The sequence below is a fragment of the Thermosipho sp. 1074 genome (assembly GCF_001999655.1).
Classification (GTDB): domain Bacteria; phylum Thermotogota; class Thermotogae; order Thermotogales; family Fervidobacteriaceae; genus Thermosipho; species Thermosipho affectus.
In genome coordinates this window covers 1-20,116 of sequence record NZ_LBEX01000007.1, presented here as the reverse complement: position 1 = coordinate 20,116, position 20,116 = coordinate 1, and the positions used below count along the sequence as shown (strand labels likewise).

Annotated in this window: 21 protein-coding genes; 5 read left to right on the top strand and 16 right to left on the bottom strand. The window is 30.4% G+C overall.

What is annotated here, in order from left to right; genetic code table 11:
* Positions 1-44: 44 nt before the first annotated feature.
* The 10 genes from XO08_RS02940 to XO08_RS02895 all read right to left on the bottom strand — a co-directional run bounded on the left by XO08_RS02940 (position 45) and on the right by XO08_RS02895 (position 7,568).
* On the bottom strand, positions 45-1,385 hold the full coding sequence (locus tag XO08_RS02940; protein WP_075665570.1) for an NCS2 family permease: 1,341 nt from the start codon (positions 1,383-1,385) through the stop codon (positions 45-47).
* Between the two features lie 29 nt (positions 1,386-1,414).
* Positions 1,415-1,609, bottom strand: a complete 195-nt coding sequence (locus XO08_RS02935; protein WP_075665569.1) for a hypothetical protein — start codon at positions 1,607-1,609, stop codon at positions 1,415-1,417.
* A gap of 3 nt (positions 1,610-1,612) precedes the next feature.
* Positions 1,613-2,746, bottom strand: a complete 1,134-nt coding sequence (locus XO08_RS02930; protein ID WP_075665568.1) for a DegT/DnrJ/EryC1/StrS aminotransferase family protein — start codon at positions 2,744-2,746, stop codon at positions 1,613-1,615.
* Positions 2,743-3,354 (bottom strand): endonuclease III, encoded by a 612-nt coding sequence (gene nth, locus XO08_RS02925; protein WP_075665567.1) that lies wholly within the window; start codon positions 3,352-3,354, stop codon positions 2,743-2,745. Before nth ends, XO08_RS02930 begins: the two co-directional genes overlap by 4 nt.
* The gene (locus XO08_RS02920) at positions 3,344-4,222 is read right to left on the bottom strand and encodes a bifunctional riboflavin kinase/FAD synthetase (RefSeq protein ID WP_232218214.1); all 879 of its coding nucleotides are present in this window, start codon (positions 4,220-4,222) and stop codon (positions 3,344-3,346) included. Before XO08_RS02920 ends, nth begins: the two co-directional genes overlap by 11 nt.
* A gap of 45 nt (positions 4,223-4,267) precedes the next feature.
* On the bottom strand, positions 4,268-4,762 hold the full coding sequence (locus XO08_RS02915) for a hypothetical protein (RefSeq protein ID WP_075665565.1): 495 nt from the start codon (positions 4,760-4,762) through the stop codon (positions 4,268-4,270).
* Positions 4,763-4,930: 168 nt separating this feature from the next.
* Positions 4,931-5,719, bottom strand: a complete 789-nt coding sequence (locus tag XO08_RS02910) for a metal ABC transporter permease (protein ID WP_077287190.1) — start codon at positions 5,717-5,719, stop codon at positions 4,931-4,933.
* Positions 5,706-6,428 carry a metal ABC transporter ATP-binding protein gene (locus tag XO08_RS02905; protein ID WP_075665563.1) on the bottom strand — a complete coding sequence of 241 codons (723 nt, stop codon included), beginning with the start codon at positions 6,426-6,428 and terminating at the stop codon, positions 5,706-5,708. The genes XO08_RS02910 and XO08_RS02905 overlap by 14 nt, the downstream gene beginning before the upstream one ends.
* Entirely contained in the window at positions 6,421-7,200 is a 780-nt protein-coding gene (locus tag XO08_RS02900) for a metal ABC transporter substrate-binding protein (protein WP_369799919.1), read from the bottom strand. Before XO08_RS02900 ends, XO08_RS02905 begins: the two co-directional genes overlap by 8 nt.
* A 2-nt stretch (positions 7,201-7,202) precedes the next feature.
* The gene (locus tag XO08_RS02895) at positions 7,203-7,568 is read right to left on the bottom strand and encodes a Fur family transcriptional regulator (protein ID WP_075665561.1); all 366 of its coding nucleotides are present in this window, start codon (positions 7,566-7,568) and stop codon (positions 7,203-7,205) included.
* A 134-nt stretch (positions 7,569-7,702) separates the two neighbouring features.
* On the opposite strand from XO08_RS02895, the gene XO08_RS02890 reads away from it, so the two are divergent.
* The 3 genes from XO08_RS02890 (at position 7,703) to XO08_RS02880 (ending at position 8,936) form a co-directional block, all read left to right on the top strand.
* On the top strand, positions 7,703-8,101 hold the full coding sequence (locus tag XO08_RS02890; RefSeq protein WP_075665560.1) for a secondary thiamine-phosphate synthase enzyme YjbQ: 399 nt from the start codon (positions 7,703-7,705) through the stop codon (positions 8,099-8,101).
* Positions 8,102-8,111: 10 nt separating this feature from the next.
* The gene (locus tag XO08_RS02885; protein WP_075665559.1) at positions 8,112-8,585 is read left to right on the top strand and encodes a shikimate kinase; all 474 of its coding nucleotides are present in this window, start codon (positions 8,112-8,114) and stop codon (positions 8,583-8,585) included.
* Positions 8,586-8,657: 72 nt separating this feature from the next.
* On the top strand, positions 8,658-8,936 hold the full coding sequence (locus XO08_RS02880) for an HU family DNA-binding protein (RefSeq protein WP_075665558.1): 279 nt from the start codon (positions 8,658-8,660) through the stop codon (positions 8,934-8,936).
* Between the two features lie 32 nt (positions 8,937-8,968).
* Here XO08_RS02880 and XO08_RS02875 read toward each other — a convergent pair whose 3' ends face one another.
* The 5 genes from XO08_RS02875 to XO08_RS02855 all read right to left on the bottom strand — a co-directional run bounded on the left by XO08_RS02875 (position 8,969) and on the right by XO08_RS02855 (position 17,195).
* Positions 8,969-9,520: a hypothetical protein gene (locus tag XO08_RS02875; RefSeq protein ID WP_075665557.1), complete on the bottom strand. Its 552-nt coding sequence runs from the start codon at positions 9,518-9,520 to the stop codon at positions 8,969-8,971.
* Between the two features lie 128 nt (positions 9,521-9,648).
* A complete protein-coding gene (locus tag XO08_RS02870) occupies positions 9,649-12,516 on the bottom strand; it encodes a PD-(D/E)XK nuclease family protein (protein ID WP_075665556.1) in 2,868 nt (955 codons plus the stop codon).
* The gene (locus XO08_RS02865; protein ID WP_075665555.1) at positions 12,513-15,527 is read right to left on the bottom strand and encodes an exodeoxyribonuclease V subunit beta; all 3,015 of its coding nucleotides are present in this window, start codon (positions 15,525-15,527) and stop codon (positions 12,513-12,515) included. The genes XO08_RS02870 and XO08_RS02865 overlap by 4 nt, the downstream gene beginning before the upstream one ends.
* Positions 15,511-16,494: a UDP-glucose 4-epimerase GalE gene (gene galE / locus XO08_RS02860; RefSeq protein ID WP_075665554.1), complete on the bottom strand. Its 984-nt coding sequence runs from the start codon at positions 16,492-16,494 to the stop codon at positions 15,511-15,513. The genes XO08_RS02865 and galE overlap by 17 nt, the downstream gene beginning before the upstream one ends.
* Positions 16,491-17,195, bottom strand: a complete 705-nt coding sequence (locus XO08_RS02855) for a pseudouridine synthase (protein WP_232218213.1) — start codon at positions 17,193-17,195, stop codon at positions 16,491-16,493. Before XO08_RS02855 ends, galE begins: the two co-directional genes overlap by 4 nt.
* A 53-nt stretch (positions 17,196-17,248) precedes the next feature.
* On the opposite strand from XO08_RS02855, the gene XO08_RS02850 reads away from it, so the two are divergent.
* Positions 17,249-17,965, top strand: coding sequence for a DUF445 domain-containing protein (locus XO08_RS02850; RefSeq protein ID WP_075665552.1), 717 nt, complete (start codon positions 17,249-17,251; stop codon positions 17,963-17,965).
* A gap of 21 nt (positions 17,966-17,986) precedes the next feature.
* Positions 17,987-19,780, top strand: coding sequence for a heme NO-binding domain-containing protein (locus tag XO08_RS02845; protein WP_075665551.1), 1,794 nt, complete (start codon positions 17,987-17,989; stop codon positions 19,778-19,780).
* A 26-nt stretch (positions 19,781-19,806) separates the two neighbouring features.
* On the opposite strand, the gene XO08_RS02840 is transcribed toward XO08_RS02845, so the two are convergent.
* Positions 19,807-20,076, bottom strand: a complete 270-nt coding sequence (locus XO08_RS02840; protein ID WP_088368848.1) for a hypothetical protein — start codon at positions 20,074-20,076, stop codon at positions 19,807-19,809.
* Positions 20,077-20,116 lie beyond the last annotated feature (40 nt).

Sequence of the window (20,116 nt, the reverse complement as noted above, 5' to 3'; positions counted from 1 at the left end):
TAACATTTGAAGTTTTAAAAAAAGGGGAGCTACCTCCCCTTTTTTTATCCTCTAAGGAAGATTAAATATAGGATGAATAAAAATGCAAGGAGCCAGTTTAGGATATGGACATCTTTTGTTTTGCCGCTAAATGTCTTTACAATTGGATATACAATTAATCCCAATGCAATTCCATTTGCAATAGAGTAGGTAAGTGGCATTACAATCATTGTAATGAAGGCGGGAATAGCCTCTGTTATGTCATCCCAATTGATTAATTTTAAACCTTTTAGCATTAATGCTCCGACAAAGATTAGTGCAGGTGCCGTTGCTGCGGCAGGAATTGTTAATCCAAGAGGTGCAAAAAAGAGCATTAAAAGCATTAAAATAGCCACTGTAACAGCTGTAAGTCCTGTTCTCCCACCTTCTGCTATACCCGTACTACTTTCGATATATGTTGTAACAGTCGAAGTTCCAAACAATGCACCTACTGTGGTACCAATGGCATCTGCTAAATAGGCTTTGTTTGCTCTTGGAAATTCTCCTTTTTTTATAAAACCAGCACTTTCAGCAAGTCCCGTTAAAGTTCCAAGTGTGTCAAAAAAGTCTACAAAGAAGAAGGTGAATACTACAATCCAGAAAGTTCCAGAAGCAAGATCTGTCCAAGAGAATTTTTCAAATAGTTTTAGAAATGTTGGGGATATATCAGGTATTTTTCCCACGATCCCTTGGAATTTTGTAACTCCAAATATGGGGATTGCCCCAATAAATGTGGAAGCCAAAATTCCTATTAATATTGAACCGGGCACTTTTAGTGCAAATAAAATAGAAATAATGAAAAACCCTATAATAGTAACTAATGCGGTATGTGATGTTATATCACCTAATGTTACAAAGGTTGCGGGATCTGAAACAACGATACCTGCACTTTTAAGACCGATAAATGCGATGAACAATCCAATACCTGCACTTGTTGCTATTTTAACAGAATTTGGAATTGCCTTAACTACAAAGCCTCTAACACCGCTTATTGTGAGTAGTATGAATAGAATACCTTCAATAAATACCGCGGCAAGTGCAACACGCCAGTCAATACCGAGCTTTCCACAAACTGTAAATGCAAAATACGCATTTAGTCCCATACCAGGTGCAAGTGCAAATGGATAATTTGCCCAAAGTCCCATTATTAACGTTGCAGTTGCAGCACCTAAAATGGTTGCAACCATAAATGCACCGAAGAATTGAGCATATAGCGGATTGTCTGGGCTTAATCCGGGGATCACGTTGATTAAGATGTTTGGGTTGATGAAAATAATATATGCCATGGTAAGAAAGGTAGTGATACCAGCAACTATCTCGGTTTTTACACTTGAACCACTTTCCCTAATTTTGAAAAATTTTTCCATACTTTCTCCTCCCCCTTGAGATATGAGTGTTACTTTATGTTTATTTTTGTTTTTCTTGTAAATTCAATTAAAACCCCATCCACAACGATATTGTCGATATCCATGTGTTCAACGAAATCAACTATCATTTCTTCTAGTTCTTTTTTCTCCCTATTTAATTCTTTTATAGTTTCCTTTACTTTTAGATACCTCTTTAAAAGTTCTTCAAGTGTCTGATTTTCCATATTCTACCTCCTTAAAGCTTTTTCTATTTCATCTACAATTATTTCTACTTCTTCAAAGGACAATTCAGGAAAAATTGGTAAAGCAAGCGTTGTTTTTGATAGTTTTTCTGAAACGGGTAAACTTCCTTCTTTGTAACCTAGATATTTGAAACAATTTTGAAGGTGCAAAGGAACAGGGTAATAAATGCTAGTTCCAATTCCTTTACTTGCAAGATGTCTTTTTACCTTTTCTCTTTTTTCATTTGAACCAAATTCAACCACATACTGATGAAAAACGTGAACCTTTAATTTTCCGCTTGTTTTGGGGTATTTTAAGTCTAATTTGCGCTTTTCAAATTCTTTTGCGTATTTTTTGGAAATTTCTATCCTTTTTTCAGTCCACTTTTTTATGTATTTAAATTTTACGTTTAAAATAGCCGCTTGTAATTCATCGAGTCTGGAGTTATAGCCTATTTCATCATGAAAGTATTTCTTTTTTGTACCGTGAACTCTGAGAGATTTAGCATTTTGATAGATATTTTCATCATTTGTAACTATTAATCCCCCATCACCATATGCTCCCAAATTTTTTGTGGGGAAAAATGAAAAGATGGAAGCATCTCCTATACTTCCACTTTTTTTTACGGTATTGTTAATGATACCTTCAGAACCTATAGATTGTGCACAATCTTCCAATATTTTTATACCGTATTTTTCTTTTAGAAAGTTTAAATCCTCCAAATTAACAGTTCTTCCAAAAAGGTGTACGGGTATTATGCCGAATACTTTTTCTTTTTTTAGTACATTTTCAACTTGGTTTAAATCTATGTTGTAAGTTTCTTTATCTACATCAACAAATATGGGAATTCCCTTATTTCTCACGATAGATGAGGCGGTTGCAAAAAACGTGTAAGGTGTGGTGATAACTTTATCTTCTTCTTGGATTTCCATTGCTCTAAGTGCTATAACCAAGGCGTCGCTTCCATTTGCAACACCTACCCCGTATTTAACACCTATGAAATTAGCTATAGTCTTTTCTAGTTTTTCTACTTCTGGACCTAAAATGACTCTTCCGCTTGATAGAACGTTGTCAATGGCGTTTATTATTTCTTCTTTTATTTCCTTGTATTGTCTTGTGAGATCAAATAGTGGTATCACTTTTTCCCCTCCCATTTACAATACTTATAAATTGGACAAATATTACATTTTGGTGCTCTAGGTAGACATACATTTTTCCCAAATTCCACCATCGAACCGTTAATAGGCCCCCAAAGATTTTTGGGAAGGATTTTCATAAGTTCAAATTCTGTTTCTTCAGGAGTCTTAGTCTTTACCCAGCCAAGTCTGTTTGAAATCCTATGGACGTGTGTATCTACCGCAAGGGCAGGTTTTGAAAAAGAAACGTACAATACTATGTTTGCAGTTTTTCTTCCAACGCCAGGCAAAGAAATTAAATCGTTTAGATTATCTGGAACTTTGCCTGAGAATTTTTCTACAATTATTTTTGAAATTTCTATTATTCTTTTAGCCTTTTGTCGGTAGAGTCCTGCGGGTTTAATTAGTTCATAAAGGGCTTCTTCTTTAGCTTTTGAAAGTTCTTCCACTGTCTTGTATTTTTTAAATAAATTTTTAGCTGCTATTTCCGTGTTTTCATCTTTGCTTCTTTGGCTTAAAACGGTTGTAATTAAAACTTTAAATGGATCTTTTTCACTGTGAATTCTTGGATATTCTTCGATAATTTTTTTTGCAATTTTTTCAATATTCATATTCTCTCTCCAATATCTTTCTTGCTATTTTTTTGTCTTCGTGCATTTGTTTTATCAATTCATCAATTGAGGAAAAATTTTTTTCTTCTCGTAAAAAATCAAGTAATTCTACTCTAATTTCTTTTCCGTATAGATTACCTTCAAAATCTAAAATGTAAACTTCGTATTTTACATTTTTAGTTTTCTCAATAGTGGGTCTTAGTCCTATGTTAATGAGCCCGTAGTATCTTTTTGGTGTATAAACTCTACATAGGTAAACACCAAATTTAGGGATAATAAGTTCTTTACCCCTTCTAATATTTGCGGTGGGAAATCCAAGTTTTTTTCCAAGTTGCTTGTCTTTATAAATCCTACCATAGATGGGATATGCCCTTCCAAGTAGTTTGTTTGCTTTTTTTACTTTTCCTTCTTTGATCAACTTTCTAATTAATGTACTACTAACCCTTTTTCCGTCTACTATTAAATCATCCACTATTTTTAATTTAATTCCTTCTTCTTTTGAAAGTTTTTCAAGTAGTTTAATATCTCCTTTTGCATTTCTGCCAAATCTAAAATCTTTTCCAACCACTATGCCAGTTGTGTTTTTTGATAGAAATTCAAAAAAATCTTTTGCTTCAATATTTTTTATTTCCTCCAGATTTAATGTAAATACATCTCCATATAGTTCAAGTAATGTTATTCTATCTTCAAGTGGTATCAAAAGTCCATCAAATTTACCAGTATAATATTCCATAGGAAATACTATAGTGTATATTTCAGGTTTAGATTGAAAAGTCTCTGCCATTTTTTTTAAAGTGTTTAAAATTTTTACATGTCCAATGTGTACTCCATCAAAAACTCCGATAGTCAATACTCTCAAACAAATCACCTCAGAAAAATTATACCATATAAAAAGGCTCTGTTTCCAGAGCCTTTAAAATGCAAATCCACTTGCTATGTAATACATTTTTCCAAATTTCATTCCCAAGGAATTATCTTCTAATTTTTTTACTCTTCCAATAACACCTGCTTCTAGTTTGAAAATGGAAAGTTTTAATCCCAAACCTACTTTTAAATTTAAGAAGTCAAATTGCTTCATCGAGATTGCCTTAATAAGTGGTATGTCAGTGGAAAGCCTCATATATAGATTTTTTGAAAAGTTTGGGGTAAGTTGAAGTCCAATTCCCAAAAAACTTTTTACATAGTTAAGATCAATATTATCTTTTAGATAAAAGCTACCATCTTCGTTATATGTACCAAATGGTAACATAAAATACAAAATACCAAAGTCTGCCCTTGCAAACAACTCGATTTGAGATGCGGGATATTCTGGAAAATCAATTTTCGGTAATGTAAGTCCTTCAACACCTATGAAAAATGGAAATGCCGAAATCGAAAAAAGCAACAAAACTATTAAAAAATATTTCATGTGTTCACCTCCCGTTAAAGTTGAAGTAACTTTTATAATATAATACCATATGAGAATACGAAAAAACAAGATGATTGTTATGTTATGAATTTAGATTACAGGTTCAATTATAATTTTTATTTTTTGGAGATGAGGTAACTTTTGCAAATTCAAAAAATTAGGAAACTATTAAAAAATCAACGAAAGTACAACAAATGATATAAATGACACAAGCACAATTGATGGACCTGGTGCAATATCAAAAAGATAAGCAAAATAAAATCCTACAAATGAAACTGAAGTGTTAAATAGTATGGATATAACAAACAATCTTTTGTATGATTTTGCAAGTTTTTTTGCAACAATCCCTGGGATTATAATTAACGCACCTAAAAGAATAACTCCGGATATTTTAACGATACTTACCACTACAACTGAAATTAAGCTCAACAATAATGCCCTTAAGAATTGTGTTTTTACACCGTAGAATCTGGCCATTTTTTCATCTGCAAGAAAGTATAGTATTCCCTCTTTATAAAAGAAAAAAAATAGTGATTCTAAGATAACTACAAATATCAAAAAGTACACATCTTTCATGTTTACAAGCAGAATATCACCGAACAGATAACTTGTTATATTTTGAGTATAAGTTGAACTTTTTGAAAGAATAATTACGCCAATAGACATAAAAACTGGAAGTAACATACCAATTGCACTATTTTCGTGTATTTGTTTTTTATTTGTGAAATAACTTATAAGTAGAGAAAAGATAATAGCAGTAATTATTGAAATTAACCTATAATCTAATCCAAAAAGAAGTGCAACTGCCAACCCTGCGAAAGCCGCATGAGCGGTTCCATCACCTATAAATTCCATTCTTTTAAAAACAATAGTAGGAGACATAATAGAAGAGGAAATAGCTGCTAAAATAGTTGCTATTAATGCCGTTCTTAAAAATTCAAGTTCAAATATCTCCATTTTCATGCTCCCTTTCGTAATGATTTTTTGCACGAAGCCATAGATCAAAGTCCGGGAATAATATTTTTAATTCGTCTGGTTTGATTTTTTCGGTAGGCCCATGGCAATGTAATGTTTTATTTAAACACATTACAGAGGTACACTTTTCAAAAACCATACCTATATCGTGTGAAATCATCAAAATTGTTAAGTTTTTTTTCTCTTTAACTTTATACAAAAGTTCGTAGAACCTAGCTTTTCCCATTTGATCAACACCTGCTTCTGGTTCGTCTAAGATCAAAATATCAGGGTTGTATAAAAGTGCTCGTGCAAGTGAAAGTCTTTGAAGTTCTCCACCTGACATTGTTCCAACAAGTTGTCTTTCTTTTCCAGCTAGTCCTACGTTTTTTAGAAGGGTTGATATTTGTTCTTTACTTACCTTTTTCTTATACGCTCCCATTTTTGCAAATTGTAAAGCATTAATAGGTACTTCTCTGTTAATAGTTTGAACTTGGGGAAGATAACCAATTTTTCCATTTACCGATATCTGTCCCGTGTAGCTTTTGATTTCTCCTACGATTATCTTTATAAGGGTGGATTTACCCGCACCATTGGGGCCTATAATCCCTACAAATTCGCCTTTTTTTATCTTAAAATTGATATTTTTTAGGATTTCCTTTTCACCAATTTTATAATTTAAATTTTCAACTGAAATGGCGATATTATTCATTTTCCAACGCCTTCCTTATAATTTCAAGGTTTTTGTAATATAAATCCACAAAATTTTTTGCATCTATTCCCAATGGATCAAGAACATAGTATTTTTTCTTTAATTCTTTTGAGATTACTTTAATTTTACTTTCAGGTTGTTGTTTTTCAGTGAATAATGCGATAAGTTTTCTCCCCTTTATGGTATTTATAATCTTCTTAAGACCAATGGATACGTTGTGTCCCTCTTCTAACCATTTTATTTTTATTCCAAATTCCTTGAAAAAGTAATAAAAGCTTGGATGATTTACAAGTACCAATCCGTCAGTTTTTAATACTTCCCATGCATCTTTTATAAATATATCTATTTTCTCCAATAATTTTTTTTCATTTTCCATTATTTTGTTATCTTTATACATTTTGTAAAATTCTTCAGAAAGTGAAGGTATGATATAGAACTTCACAAAGTATGGATCAAGCCAAAAATGAGGATTTTTATGTTCTATAAATACTTCTGGAATGTAGTTTTTTACGTATAAAACATTATCGTATTTTTCTAAATTTGGTTCTAAATTTCCATTTGCAATTATTAAATTTGCTTTTGCTAGTAATTTTACATCACTTACTTTTAGGGAATAAACGTGTGGATTTACGTTTGGGGGTAATAATAGCTTTACATCGTCTACACCTTTTAAAAGTTCACTTACCAACAAATAATATGGATTTATAGTAACTACTACATATGAGAACATAACAGAGGAAAATAGCAAGAAAAGTAAAAAAAACTTCTTCACAATCATTCCTCCTCTCTACATTTTTTGCAAATTCCTTTAAAATAAAACACGTGATCTAGTATTTGATAGTCAAATTGTTTTTCGATTTTCATTTTTATTTCTTTTGCCGTACATTCGTTAAAAACTTCAATGTTTCCACATTTAATACAATATAGAAAATGAATATGTCTTTCTTTTGGGAAAAAGTACTTTGTGGAATTTTCAAATGATACAGATGAGATAATATTCTTTTTCTCAAGGTAATTAAGCGCCCTGTAAATAGTCGATAGATTCGGTTTAAAGCCATTTATTTTGTAAATCTCTTCTGCACACAGTGGTTTTTTACTATTTTTAAGTATATCCCAAATGGCTTTTCTCCACTTTGTCAATTTTCACACCCCTATTTTTGCAAATGCAAATTATTTGCAAAAAATATTATAGTAAAATATTGAAAAAAAGTCAAGGAAAATTGCATATTTACTAATTTTTGTGTTATAATATTCGAGAAAAAGGGGGAGTAAAAATGCTTTATTCTTTTGAGGTTATGACAAGATCTAGAAATTCTTTGATTGATATCACAGAAAAAGTGAACAAAGTGGTAAAAGATTCTGGTGTAAAATCTGGAATTTGTGTAGTGTTTATCCCACACACTACTGCAGGTATTACCATTAATGAAAATGCAGATCCATCTGTAAAAGGTGATATAGAGAGGACTTTGAGCAAAATAGTACCACCAAATTGGGAATACACACACTTAGAGGGTAATTCAGATTCTCATGTGAAGTCTACACTTGTTTCCCCTAGTATTACTTTGATTATAGAAAGTGGTAAAATTTTACTAGGAACTTGGCAGGGAATATATTTTTGCGAATTTGATGGTCCAAGGAGAAGAAAGGTATTTTTGAAAATAATTACCGATTAGGGGGGATATTTTGCCGTTGTACATAATCGGACTTCCTGGGAGTGGAAAGTCGGCTGTGGGTAAAATTTTAAAGGAAGATTTTGGTTACGATATAATCGATTTTGATGAAATTTTAAACCTTGAAACGGGAAAGAGATTTAATGCAATACTTCTTTCCAATGGGTTTGTTACTTTAGAAAACCTTGAAAGAAAATTTTTAAAAAGGTTTAAAAGGTTTGATGAAAAGATAATAGTTACCCTTGGTTTGATAGCGGAAAAGGATCGCTACAAGGGAAAGGTAGTATACATAAAGGTCCCCAAAGAAAAATTTATTAGAAGGATAAAGATGGTCTCTGAGAAATTTCAAAATTTAGACGATTTGTATGAAAAATTTCATTTTACATTCTCAAAGGATGCGGATCTTGTTATTTCTTCTGAAAACAAGACAAAATTTGATATTGCAAAAATCATAGATGATTTCTATAGAAAAAGTTTTAGAAAATAATTTGCATTCTGATGTAAAAAAATGATATATTATATACGTATTTTAACTATCACATGTGAGGAGGGAAAAGTTATGAGTAAAAAGGAACTTGTAAACAAGGTAGCAGAAAAGATGCCAGAATTAAAGAAAAAAGATATCAAAGCAGTTATTGATGCGGTTTTTGAAACTATAACTGAGGCTTTGTCAAATGGAGAAAAAGTTCAGCTTATTGGTTTTGGAACGTTTGAGGTAAGAGAAGCAGAGGAAAGGACAGGAGTTAATCCAAGAACAAGAGAAAAAATAACAATCCCTGCAAGAAAGGTCCCAAAATTCAAACCTGGTAAGGAATTAAAGGAGAAAGTAAACAAATAAGTAATTCCCCCCGAAAAACTGGGGGGGATTTTTTAGAAAGTTGAAACCATTTTAGAAACTATATGTGAAACTTTTCTGTGATATCTGTAGCTTACACTATTTCCTTTTATTATGTTTCTTTTAAAAAGATTAATGATTCTAAATTCTGATTCCTCAGGTGGGAGTGTGTAGTTGATAATGTCATTTCCAAGTCTGTGAAAGTGTTTTAGTGCTGATTCTGTCCACCCCATAGCATCTGGTAGTATAAAATAATAAAAGGTTTTTCTTCTATTTTTTACGTAAAAGTCTGTTTTTAATACTACCTCGTATTCTTTATTGTTTATCAAAAAAATCTTTGAAAATTCTTTTGGGATAGGATTTATAAAATTGAAAAATTTTGTTTTGCAAATTGTTTCTTTGAAAATTTGAAATAAATTTTCAAATTCTTCATCCAGGATGTGCTTTGTAAGTTCTTCATCTTTTGTTTCAAGGAAAAGTTTTGCCGCTCTGTAAAAATTGTCGTATTTTTCCCTATAATTTAAAGGTTCTTTTCTTGTTCCCGCTAGACATATAGCAATATCTTCGGCAAATATCCTTTTTTTCATATTTTTCACCCCCACAACGTACATTTACAATCGGATTATAACAATAACTTTAAAATAAATCAACAATTTAACCATTACTTAATAATATGGCAATATAAATGAAATTTTGTTGTGTTGGAGCATTTTGTTTACTTTTCTACTAATTTTACGTTGTTGTAGATTTCGAAATTTTTGCAAATTTCGTAAAAATGGCAAGAAACGGCATAAGATTTGCAAAATCTTTTTTTACTTTGTATTTTAAATCCCATATCTTTTAAATACATCATAAATGGTTTTACGTTGTTTTGCTCGACGAATATAGGGGTTATATCTCCACTTGTTAGCTTTTCCAGTATACTATCAAGCCAAGATAAGTAAATATCGTAGTCTATTTCTTTTTCTGATTTATAATAGTTATAGTAAATTTTTTCTTTAATTCTTTTAATTTTATAACTTTTTCTATCTTCTATTCCCAAAAATAACAGCGTAGTTTCAAAATCTTTGTTTATATTACTTTTGAAGATATAGTCGTACAAGAGAAGTTGACCCATATCACTATTTTTTGAATTTTTTTTGTAGTCTATAATTGTATAAGAATCTTTATCTTTATCTATTCTATCAATACGTGCTTCTGCCAAAATATTTCCCCTTAATTTAGTCATGTATGTTTTTTCAAGTTGGTATATATTTTTAGATTCCACGTTTTCATGTAAATGCATTAAAAATTCGTTTAGTTTTTTTGTATAATTTTCTATGTTTATCGACTTTGGTATGGAATATTGAAAGAATTCTTCTATAAATACTTCATCGTATACTTCTTCGACTAGTTTTTTTAATTCAAAAACAACTTCTTCAAAATATCTTTTTAGAACCCTGTGGTAAAAAATACCTATGTATAGATTGGATTTGTCACTATCTATGTTTCTTACATTGGCTTTTTCCGATAAAAAGAGTTTGAACGGACAATTAACATATGTTGAGATTAAACTGTGACTTACTTTTTTTACGTTTAAACTACTTTTCCATTCTACGTTTAATTTTAACTTTCTTTCTTCGTTAAATGCTTTATACAAATTTTTATCAAATTCTGAGTATATTTTGCTGGCTTGTGGAATTATGTAAAAACTTGTTTCAATATCTTTTACTTCTCCAAATTCAGTTGCGTATGTAGAAGGTAAAATGGGTTCTCCTGATAGGGTTGAATGAGGAAATGATATATGATTATTTTCCGAAAAGATCAACGAAAGTATTACGTTTCTTCTTTCTATCTCCTCATTAAATGATCTTAATTTGTTTGGATCAGATAAAACGTTTAAGATAAGTGGATTAATATCAAAATTTGGATAAAATGCGTCAGTGAAATTAACAAAAAATTTGAATTTTTTCCGTACAAATCTTGCTTGGGTTATATCAAATATGTCTATTGCATTTTCTTTTCTTTCGGAGAATCTGTATTTTTCAACGTTTATAATACTTGTTAGTATTTTATAGAAAGTTCTCCAAGAGTTTATTTTTAAATTATAACTTTTTAGGTTATTTAGTACTTCTATGAATTTTATAAGTGCATTTTTTTCTTCTTTTATTTCAAAGAGGTATTTATCGTTTGTAAATATATCAAACTTTTCTATTGAAAATTTTATGAATTCAATAAACCATGTGATGAAGTCATTAGTTATACCGTTTTTGACCTCTTCCAATAAATTGAGCAAATTCTCCAGAATTTCTATAAAGACTTTGTATTCTTCTATCTTTTCCATTCTGTCTTGGTATGTATCATCATCTTTTATTTCTTCAAGTTGTTTTATATGCGCAGATATTTCTTGTATTTTTTCTTTTGAAAATTTTTCATCTAACATACGGAATTCTCTAAAGAATTTTTCTATCTTTTCTATTGTGAGTTGTCTTGTATCTATATATGGAGATTCTATTAATGCTAGAAGATCTTCTGTTTCAAAGTTGTAATAAATGGTTTTTATTGGTTGGAGTAAGATTTTTACAATTTTACTCTCCGAGAGTTTTGATTGTAAATTAACGTTGTTTGGTATACCAATTTCCGTTAATTTTTCAGAGAATTGTTTTGCAATTGAAAAATTTGGTACGACAATTGCTATCTCATTTGGTGATTTACCATTTATTAAGAGTTCCTTTATTTTTCCAGTTATTTCGTAGATTTCCACAATAGAGTTTTTGTAGGAAGTTACTTTTGTTTTATCTTTTAATTTGAGTGTATGTGGAATTGTCTCTTCTATTTTGAAGCCTTCGCTTTTCAAAAAATTGTATATGTCGTTGAGTTGATTAAAGGCCCTATCGTTTATTTGTTCCCAAACGTAAAAATAGACATTTTCAAAGTTTTTAAACATCTTTTTAAAAACGTCTTTTAAGATGGGTGGAATATCGAAAAAGCCACTTAAAACAAGATTTTTCTTTTTTTCTTCAAAGTATTCTTCAACGTACCATTTGTATGTGGTTATCTGATCAAAGATATTTCCAGATTTTTGCATAATAAGGCTTGTATCATTTAGTAGATTTAAGATTAGTTTTGAAATTTTTTCGTTTTTTTCAAGTAATTGATTTATTTCATAGTAATACGGTGTGAGAAAATCTCCGCTTGAAACTTTGATTTCCCATGCTTTTTCAAAAAGTTCAAGTATGTAATTTAAAATGCCTTTTGATCTTGAAACTGTCCTTAAAAATTCCAAATATTCATCGTCTTTTTCATTTTTAATATACTCTTCTATTTGAGAAGCTATAAATGCTTTAAAAAAATCCCTGTCGAAAAATACCGTGTCCATATTGTTTAGTTTTAAAGTTTCAACAACATATTGATTTATTACCCTAAAAGCATCTCGGTTTATTGTCTTTCCAAGTTTTTCTGAAAATTTATCAGATATTTGCCTTACATAGTATCCCGTGGGTCCGATAAATAAAAAAGAAAATGGGTCATAGTATTTTTCCATTTCATTTGCCATATATTCAAAGTGATTTTCATCTAATTTTGTAATTATAGCTCTTTTCATTTTTCCACCTTCTCAAAATTATCTATAGCTTTTTTTATCATCTCTTCAAATCCTTCTTTATACGATATTTTTAGCATATCTCCTGTTTTAGTGGAGATAATGTATGCTTCTTTTACATTTCCAAAATCTTTTAAGAGATACATATAAAAATTTACTTGGAATATGTATTTTTCATCGTCTAAATTTTTTGTGTTTTTAAAATCAAGAATGTATATGAAATTGTCTTTAAAGATTACTTTATCTGGTATACCAAAGAGCATGTATTTTCTGTTTTTATGGAAAAAAGGCTTTACTATTCTCCACTCTGGCAAGATTTTTGAATTTTCAAAAAGATGTCCTATTTTATGTGAAAGTTTCACCTTTATTTCTCCAGTTTCTTCAAGGTATCTCAGTTGTGAGAGTGTATTTGCGTTTGAGAGTTTTCTGTGAATTTGCGATCCTTTAAAAGTTTGTTCGTTTAAATCCAATGTTATCTCTTCTTTTGCCTCGTTTTCATTTCCTAGATATCCGTATAATGTAGTGGGTGAGATGTACGATTTATACGATAGATGGGAAAAATCTTTTAAATTTTCTTGTGGAATATCTTCTTTTTCCTTTGTGTGCTTTTTTTGTTCTGTTGGAATTTCTACATTATTAATTTCTACGTATTCAAAACTTTTAATTTCCTTTTTTAATTCTTCTATTTCGTCATCTGATAATTTTAGATATTTTGCAACGTTTTCTTTGTTTTCGTTAAAGATTATTGGGATAAACATTTCAGAAGCCCTCGTTATTGCAACATATATTTTTCTTAATACTTCTGTTTCATCGTATACCTCATCAAGGTAAAATTCCTTTATCAATTCCAGTGTGTTTTTATCTAGGTTATCCATTATTTTGGTCAACATAAAATAATTTTTATCTTTCTTGTTGTAGAATTTTAAATCTTTGGAATTTTTTGTGTTTAAATTAGCGAAAAGATCGCCTAATAAGACAATTTTAAATTCGAGACCTTTAGATGCGTGAATGGTCATTAATTTGACACTTTCTGATGTTTCATCTTCTGTAGAAGCTTCTGCTTCGTTTGTATCACCTATTTTTTGAATTAGCTTTATTAACTCAGAAAAAGAATCTGCAAGTTGATCAAAGTTTTCCGCTTCCAAGATAAGTTTTTTGACGTTTAAGATAGCGGATTCTTTATCTTTAAAATAGACTAATTTTTCAAAATAATTTAGGTCTTTAATTAATCCCTTTAAAATTTCTGTTGGTCTTATGTAGTATTTTAAATGTGCGTATTTTTCAAGTACTTCTAGTGTATGACTTTTATGTATTCTCTTTGCCGCTTCAAATAATGTTTCATTTTCTTTTTTTTCGCTTACAATTTTCTCGTAGTCTTTAAACTTTCCTAGTACAAGTGGTGAGAAGAAAAATCTTGTAAAATAATAGTTGTTATTTGGATTTTGTACAGCAAATAGTGCGTTTAAAATTGTTTGAATTTCTAGTTGTTTGTAGAAACTTTTTCCGCCTACTATGTGTAATGGAATATTGTACGCTTCAAATACTTCTTTGTAGATGCCTTCTGCATTTGACAGTCTGGATCTTAATATAGCAAAATCACCGTATGTGATCTTTTTGTCTATACATTTATTTTTTACATTAATGGTTAATTCTTTTCCAACGAGTTTTTTTATTATGTACGCTGTAACTAGCGCTTCTTTTTTTTCTTTTTTTTCTTTTTTTTCTAGTGATACAATAACGTATTTTATCCTTCCGTTTTCTTTGTTATTTAATGAAGGAACTTTTCCTTTGCAAAAAATAGTGGGGTTTGACGTGTCTTTTTCATCATCAAACCATAGTTTTTTGTATATATTTGGTTCAAGTACTTTAAATGTTTCGTACTTATCTATGTTATTTGTTTTTTGGACTATATGTTTGTTGAAAATTTTGTGTTTTGATATGAAATTGAAGTATTTTACAAGTTCGCTGTTTGATCTATAGTTGTCTTTTAGTGCCAAGATTTTTTCACCATTTTCTTCAAATTCATTTTGAGTTTTTAAAAATACGGAGACGTCTGAATTTCTAAATCTGTATATTGATTGCTTTCTATCCCCTACGTAAAAGAGATAATTTTCTTTTGTGTGTAATTTATCGAATAGTTCTTTTTGTAGGTAGTTTGTATCTTGAAATTCATCGATAATTATATATTTAAACCTTTTTTGGTATTTTTTTCTTATGTTTTTATCTTCTAAAATGTCTAGTGTTTTTTCTAAAATACCTTTAAAGTCGTATTCAAAATTATCAACTGTAAAAGCTTCATATATTTCTTTTGAAATCAGAAGCATGTCTTTAAAGGCTTTTAAGGCTAGTGATTCTTCTTTTGCAGTTTCAAATAGCTTTTCTAGAATAGTTGCATTTTTCATCTCTGTTCTCCAATTTGAAAGTGTATATTTTAGCAAATTTTCTACTTCGTCTATGTTTTGATATATTTCAAAAAGTTTTTTTATGCTATTTTTGTTTTTTTTCAGACTTTGTAGTATAATCTCGATTTGTTTTTTTCTTAACTTTGAAATGTTTAGGTTTATGTCTGTTTTATCATAGTCGTACAGTTGAAAGACAAATTTTAAAGTCAAATATACAGATCTTTCTATTAATTTATTCATTTTTAAATCACTGATTATGGTAAAATTTGGATCTATTTTTGCGTTTACATTTTCCTCTCTTAATATCCGTTGACAAAAGCTATCTATTGTGGAAATTATTGCACGTGGCAGATAGTTTTTTATTTTCTTCCAATATGGAGAATTTTTCTCTTTTACAAGTTGAAAGATTCTTTCTTTCATTTCTGAAGCCGCTTTTTTTGTGAATGTGGCAACAACTATTTCATCGACTATTTCTGGATAATTTATTTTTTCGTATTCGTTTAGTATTTCCACGTAGTAGTGGGTAATAGTATAAGTTTTTCCCGTACCTGCTGATGCGGAAATAAAGTAATTTCTGTTTATATTGCTTTTAATCTCATCGAGTACGCCCATTATATCTCTCCTTGTGCCAAGTCCAAGCTGTTTTAATGATATCATCTAGTGAATATTTTGGTTCCCATGAGAGTATTTTTTTTGCTTTTTGGTTGTCTGCAATCAAGTATGCAGGATCTCCCGGCCTTCTTTCTACTTCCTCTACTTTGAAATCTATATTTGTTATCTCTTTTACCTTCTCTATGACTTCTCTTACAGAATAACCATTACCACTTCCCAAGTTAAAACAATCGGTTTTGTTTTCTTTTAAAAGATATTCAAGTCCTTTTATGTGTGCATTTGCAAGGTCATTGACATGTACAAAATCTCTGATACATGTTCCATCTTTTGTTTCATAGTCTGTTCCGAAGATCTTTATACTTTCTCTTTTTCCAAGTGCTGCATCTAATATTAGCGGTATAAGGTGTGTTTCTGGGTTGTGTGCTTCACCTATTTCCCCTGATTCATCTGCTCCTGCTGCGTTAAAATATCTAAATCTTATACTTTTTAGGTTATACGCTTTATCAAAATCGTCCAAAATTTCCTCTACCATATATTTACTCTTTCCGTACGGATTAATGGGATTTTTGGGGGCATCTTCTTTTATGGGAATTTTCTCTGGCATGCCGTAGACTGCTGCTGTGGATGAAAAAATAAATTTATTAACGTTGTGTTTTAACATTGAATTTAAAAGAACAAGTGTATTTGAAACGTTGTTTTCATAGTATTTATATGGGTTTATTACAGACTCTCCAACTTCTATATATGCACAAAAATGCATAACTGCAGCGATGTTGTAATGTTCAAAGATAATATCCAAAAGTTTTTTATCTGATATATCACCTGGTATGAACTTTCCGTATTTTGCAAATTCTCTATGTCCGTTTGATAGGTTGTCAAGTACTATTACGTTATATCCCCTTTCATTTAGCATCTTACAAACGTGTGAACCTATATATCCTGCTCCTCCTGCAACCAAAATATTCATGCTTTCCTCTCCTTTAGTTTTAATAGTTTTTTTAAAAGCTTTCCCTTTATTTCTTTTATATCACCTGGGTTTGGAACAAAGGAGATATCAATTGGTCCATGTGAGATTCTTTTTAACTCTAACACTTCGTGGTTTATGTTTTTGAATAATCTTTTTACTTCATGTTTTTTTCCCTTTATCATTTCTACTTTAACCGTGGAATAATTAAATCCCACGTCTAATATTTCAAAGTATTCCAATCTTAAAAATTCGCCGTTGTCCCATATTCCTTTTTTTAAAGTTAAAAGTTCTTTGAACTTTATTTTTCCATTTACTTTTACAATATAAACTTTTTTTACCCTGTATTTTGCACTAGTTAGAATATTTATTAACTCTCCATCATTAGTTAAAATTAAAACACCAGTTGCATCTTTGTCTAAGCGTCCTGCCACTTTTAGTGGTTTGTCTTTGAAAAATTCCTTTATTGTTTTCTTTTCCTTTGGATCGTAGAGGGTAGTAACGTATCCCTTTGGTTTGTGTAAAGCGTAATATTCAAAGTTGTTTGACGTTAATTTTTGATTGTCTAAAGATACAACATCACTATTTTTAACTTCGTACCATGGTTCTTTAACCACTTTGTTATTGACTTTTATCCTTCCAGAAAATATAATTATATCTGCCTTTCTTCGAGCGTATCCACAAAGTTGAAGGTACTTTTGCAACTTAATTTTTTCACCCCTTTCCAATATATTTTATCATTATAAGGAGGGATTTTATGTTTTTTGATTTGCCTTTTTTGATACTTTTAACTATTTTTGTATTGACAAAATTTATTTTCCATTCTCCACTTGGAATTCTTGCAACAGGTGCATTGGTAGGATATATTACAAATATGCTTGCAATTTGGATGCTTTTTAACCCTAAAAGAAAAATTTTGGGAATTCAAGGGGTAATTCCAAGGAAAAAGTATGAGATTGCCCAAAATCTTTCAAGGGTGATAGAAGACGAATTTATTAATACTGAATCTCTTAAGAATTTCATGAAAAGAAATTTAGATCAATTGAATTTCAAAGATGACATTATGCGTTTTATTGTTGGAAATTTTTCAAAACTTTTGAATGAAGATACAAAAAATGCTATTTTGCGATATTTATCTTCAAAAATAAGTATACCTTTAATACCTGTTGATAGGATTGTTTCTTCTGTTTTAGACAATGTTTTTAAGGATATAAAAGTAGATCTTGAAAGTAAAGGAAGTATATACAAAATGATTGAAAAGAATTTAACGGATGGAGAATATGATATAATAAAAGTGTTGGAAAAAGTCTTCGAAAGAATACCCTTTAAAGATATTGTAAGGGAAAAGATAGAAAATTACACAGTCGATGAGATGGAAACTGTAATTTTGAGGATAGCAAAGAGAGAGTTGCGGTATATAGAACTTTTAGGTATTCCACTTGGGATTTTAATAAGTGTTATACAAATGATTTAATGATTTAAGAGAGGTGATTGTATGAAGAGTTTTGTTATGAACATTTGGATAAATACTTGGAAAAGACTATACGGTGAAAGTCTTGTAGATTCTCTTATTAATGAATTCAACGTAGATTTAGACATACTCCAAAGTCCAATTAATGATGTAGATGATGAAATGGTAATTAGATTTTCAAGAAAACTTGCAGAAAAGACTGGGAAAACATTTGAGAAAGTTTGGGAAGAAACAGGATATGAAAATATTAAAAGCTTTCATAAGTATTATCCAGGGTATTTTAAAAAAGATGGTATTCTTTCATTTTTGAGCACTATGGATATGGTCCATAGGGCACTTACAAGGAGAATTAAGGGGGCAAAGCCTCCAAGGATTATATACAAATATATAGACGAAAAAACTGCGATTGTAAGGTATCAATCAAATAGGGATTTTAGAAGTTACTTTTTAGGGTTAGTGAGGGGAGCTTCTGACTTTTTCAAAGATCCCATAACTATGGAAGTGCTGGATCAAGGTACAAATAATAGCACTTCTTTTGTGGAAATAAGAATAAAGGCTTCAAAACCATACGGAAAGTTGATAAAATTAAAGTCGTTTAGATTGGTATCATTTGGTATTTTGAAAAATATATTAAAGAGTAATGTTATTTTCCTTCCGTTAATTGTATTTATTGTTTCGTTACTGTCTTCAAGCTTTTTATCACCGGTTGTTTCTTCGATAATAGTGGCGCTTTCCACATTTGCTTTGTCTTTGCCTATTGTTTTAGATTTAAAGAAGGGATTTAGTGCACTAAAATTTGAAGATCTTTCCTCTGTTACATATGTTTCTGGTGAAGAAAACTTTGAGAAAATAACACATGAGTTAAACAAGGCAAATGAAAAAATCAAAGAGTTGTTGATATCATTCCAAGGTGATACCGAAGAATTGTTGAGTTTTTCCAGCAAGACAATGTCATCAATTGAAGTTGTTGAAGAACAGATTGATACGATGAAGGAATTATCTTCACAAGTTGCGGATACCGCCGTTCAAATAAGTAATGATGCAGAAAGGATTTCAGATGCAGTAACATCAAATGTGGATACTATTTCACAAACGATAAGTGTTCAAAATGAAATAGTGCAAAATTTAAACGAGGCGGTTGAAAATATTATATCTGCGGCAAAGAGTGTTGAAAATGTATCATTTAACATAGAAAATGTAAGTGATGATTTTGAAAAAATAGCAAATGAAAGTAAAGAACTTAGAAAACAAGCAGATGAAATAAAAGAAATTGCCGATACTGTTATGAGCATAGCAGAACAAACAAATTTACTTGCACTTAACGCTGCAATTGAAGCAGCAAGAAGCGGGGAAGCTGGAAGAGGATTTGCAGTAGTTGCCGATGAAATAAGGAAACTAGCAGAAGAAAGTAAAGAATCTGCAAATAAAATATCTGATTTCCTAACAAAGATTTCAAGCGGTATAGAGAATTTGAGTGTTGGAGTTGTTTCTGGATATGAAAATTTAAAAGCACAGACAAAGGCACTTTCGGAAAGTTCTAAAAAAAGTAAGGAATCTAGTCAGGTGATATCGGATATTACCGGACATTTAAATTCTTTGATTGAATCGTTAAATACAGAAGCAAGTAAATTGGAAGATATAACAAATAGTATTCAAAATCTGTTGGCAATCTCAGAGGAAAGTAGTGCAACAGCAGAAGAAATAAGTGCATCTATTCAAAGATTTTTGACGGAATTAAGGACAGTCTTTGATAACGTAAGCAAAACTATTAGTTTGCTAGAATTGATACAAGAAAATATAGAGAAGATAGATATATAAAAAGGCTCCCATTGGGAGCCTTTTTTTTAGTCAAATTTTAGTCTCATTAAATCTGATTTTACACCGGGTATTTGGTTTAACTTTTCCTTTAATTCATCGTGTTTTGATTCATCATCTACTAGTTCTAGAATGATTAGCCCAGAATTTGAACAGTATTGAGGTACTCCTTCGTGAAGTCCTAGTCTAGTTTTGATGTAACATCCATATTCTGTTAATAGTTCTTGCACTTTAGTTGCAGATTTTTCCCTGTTATCGATTAAAATGGCCATGACCGTTCTGACTGTTATATCCATAATGCCCCCCCTTTTTTAGTTAAGTTTAGAAATATTTTCGATT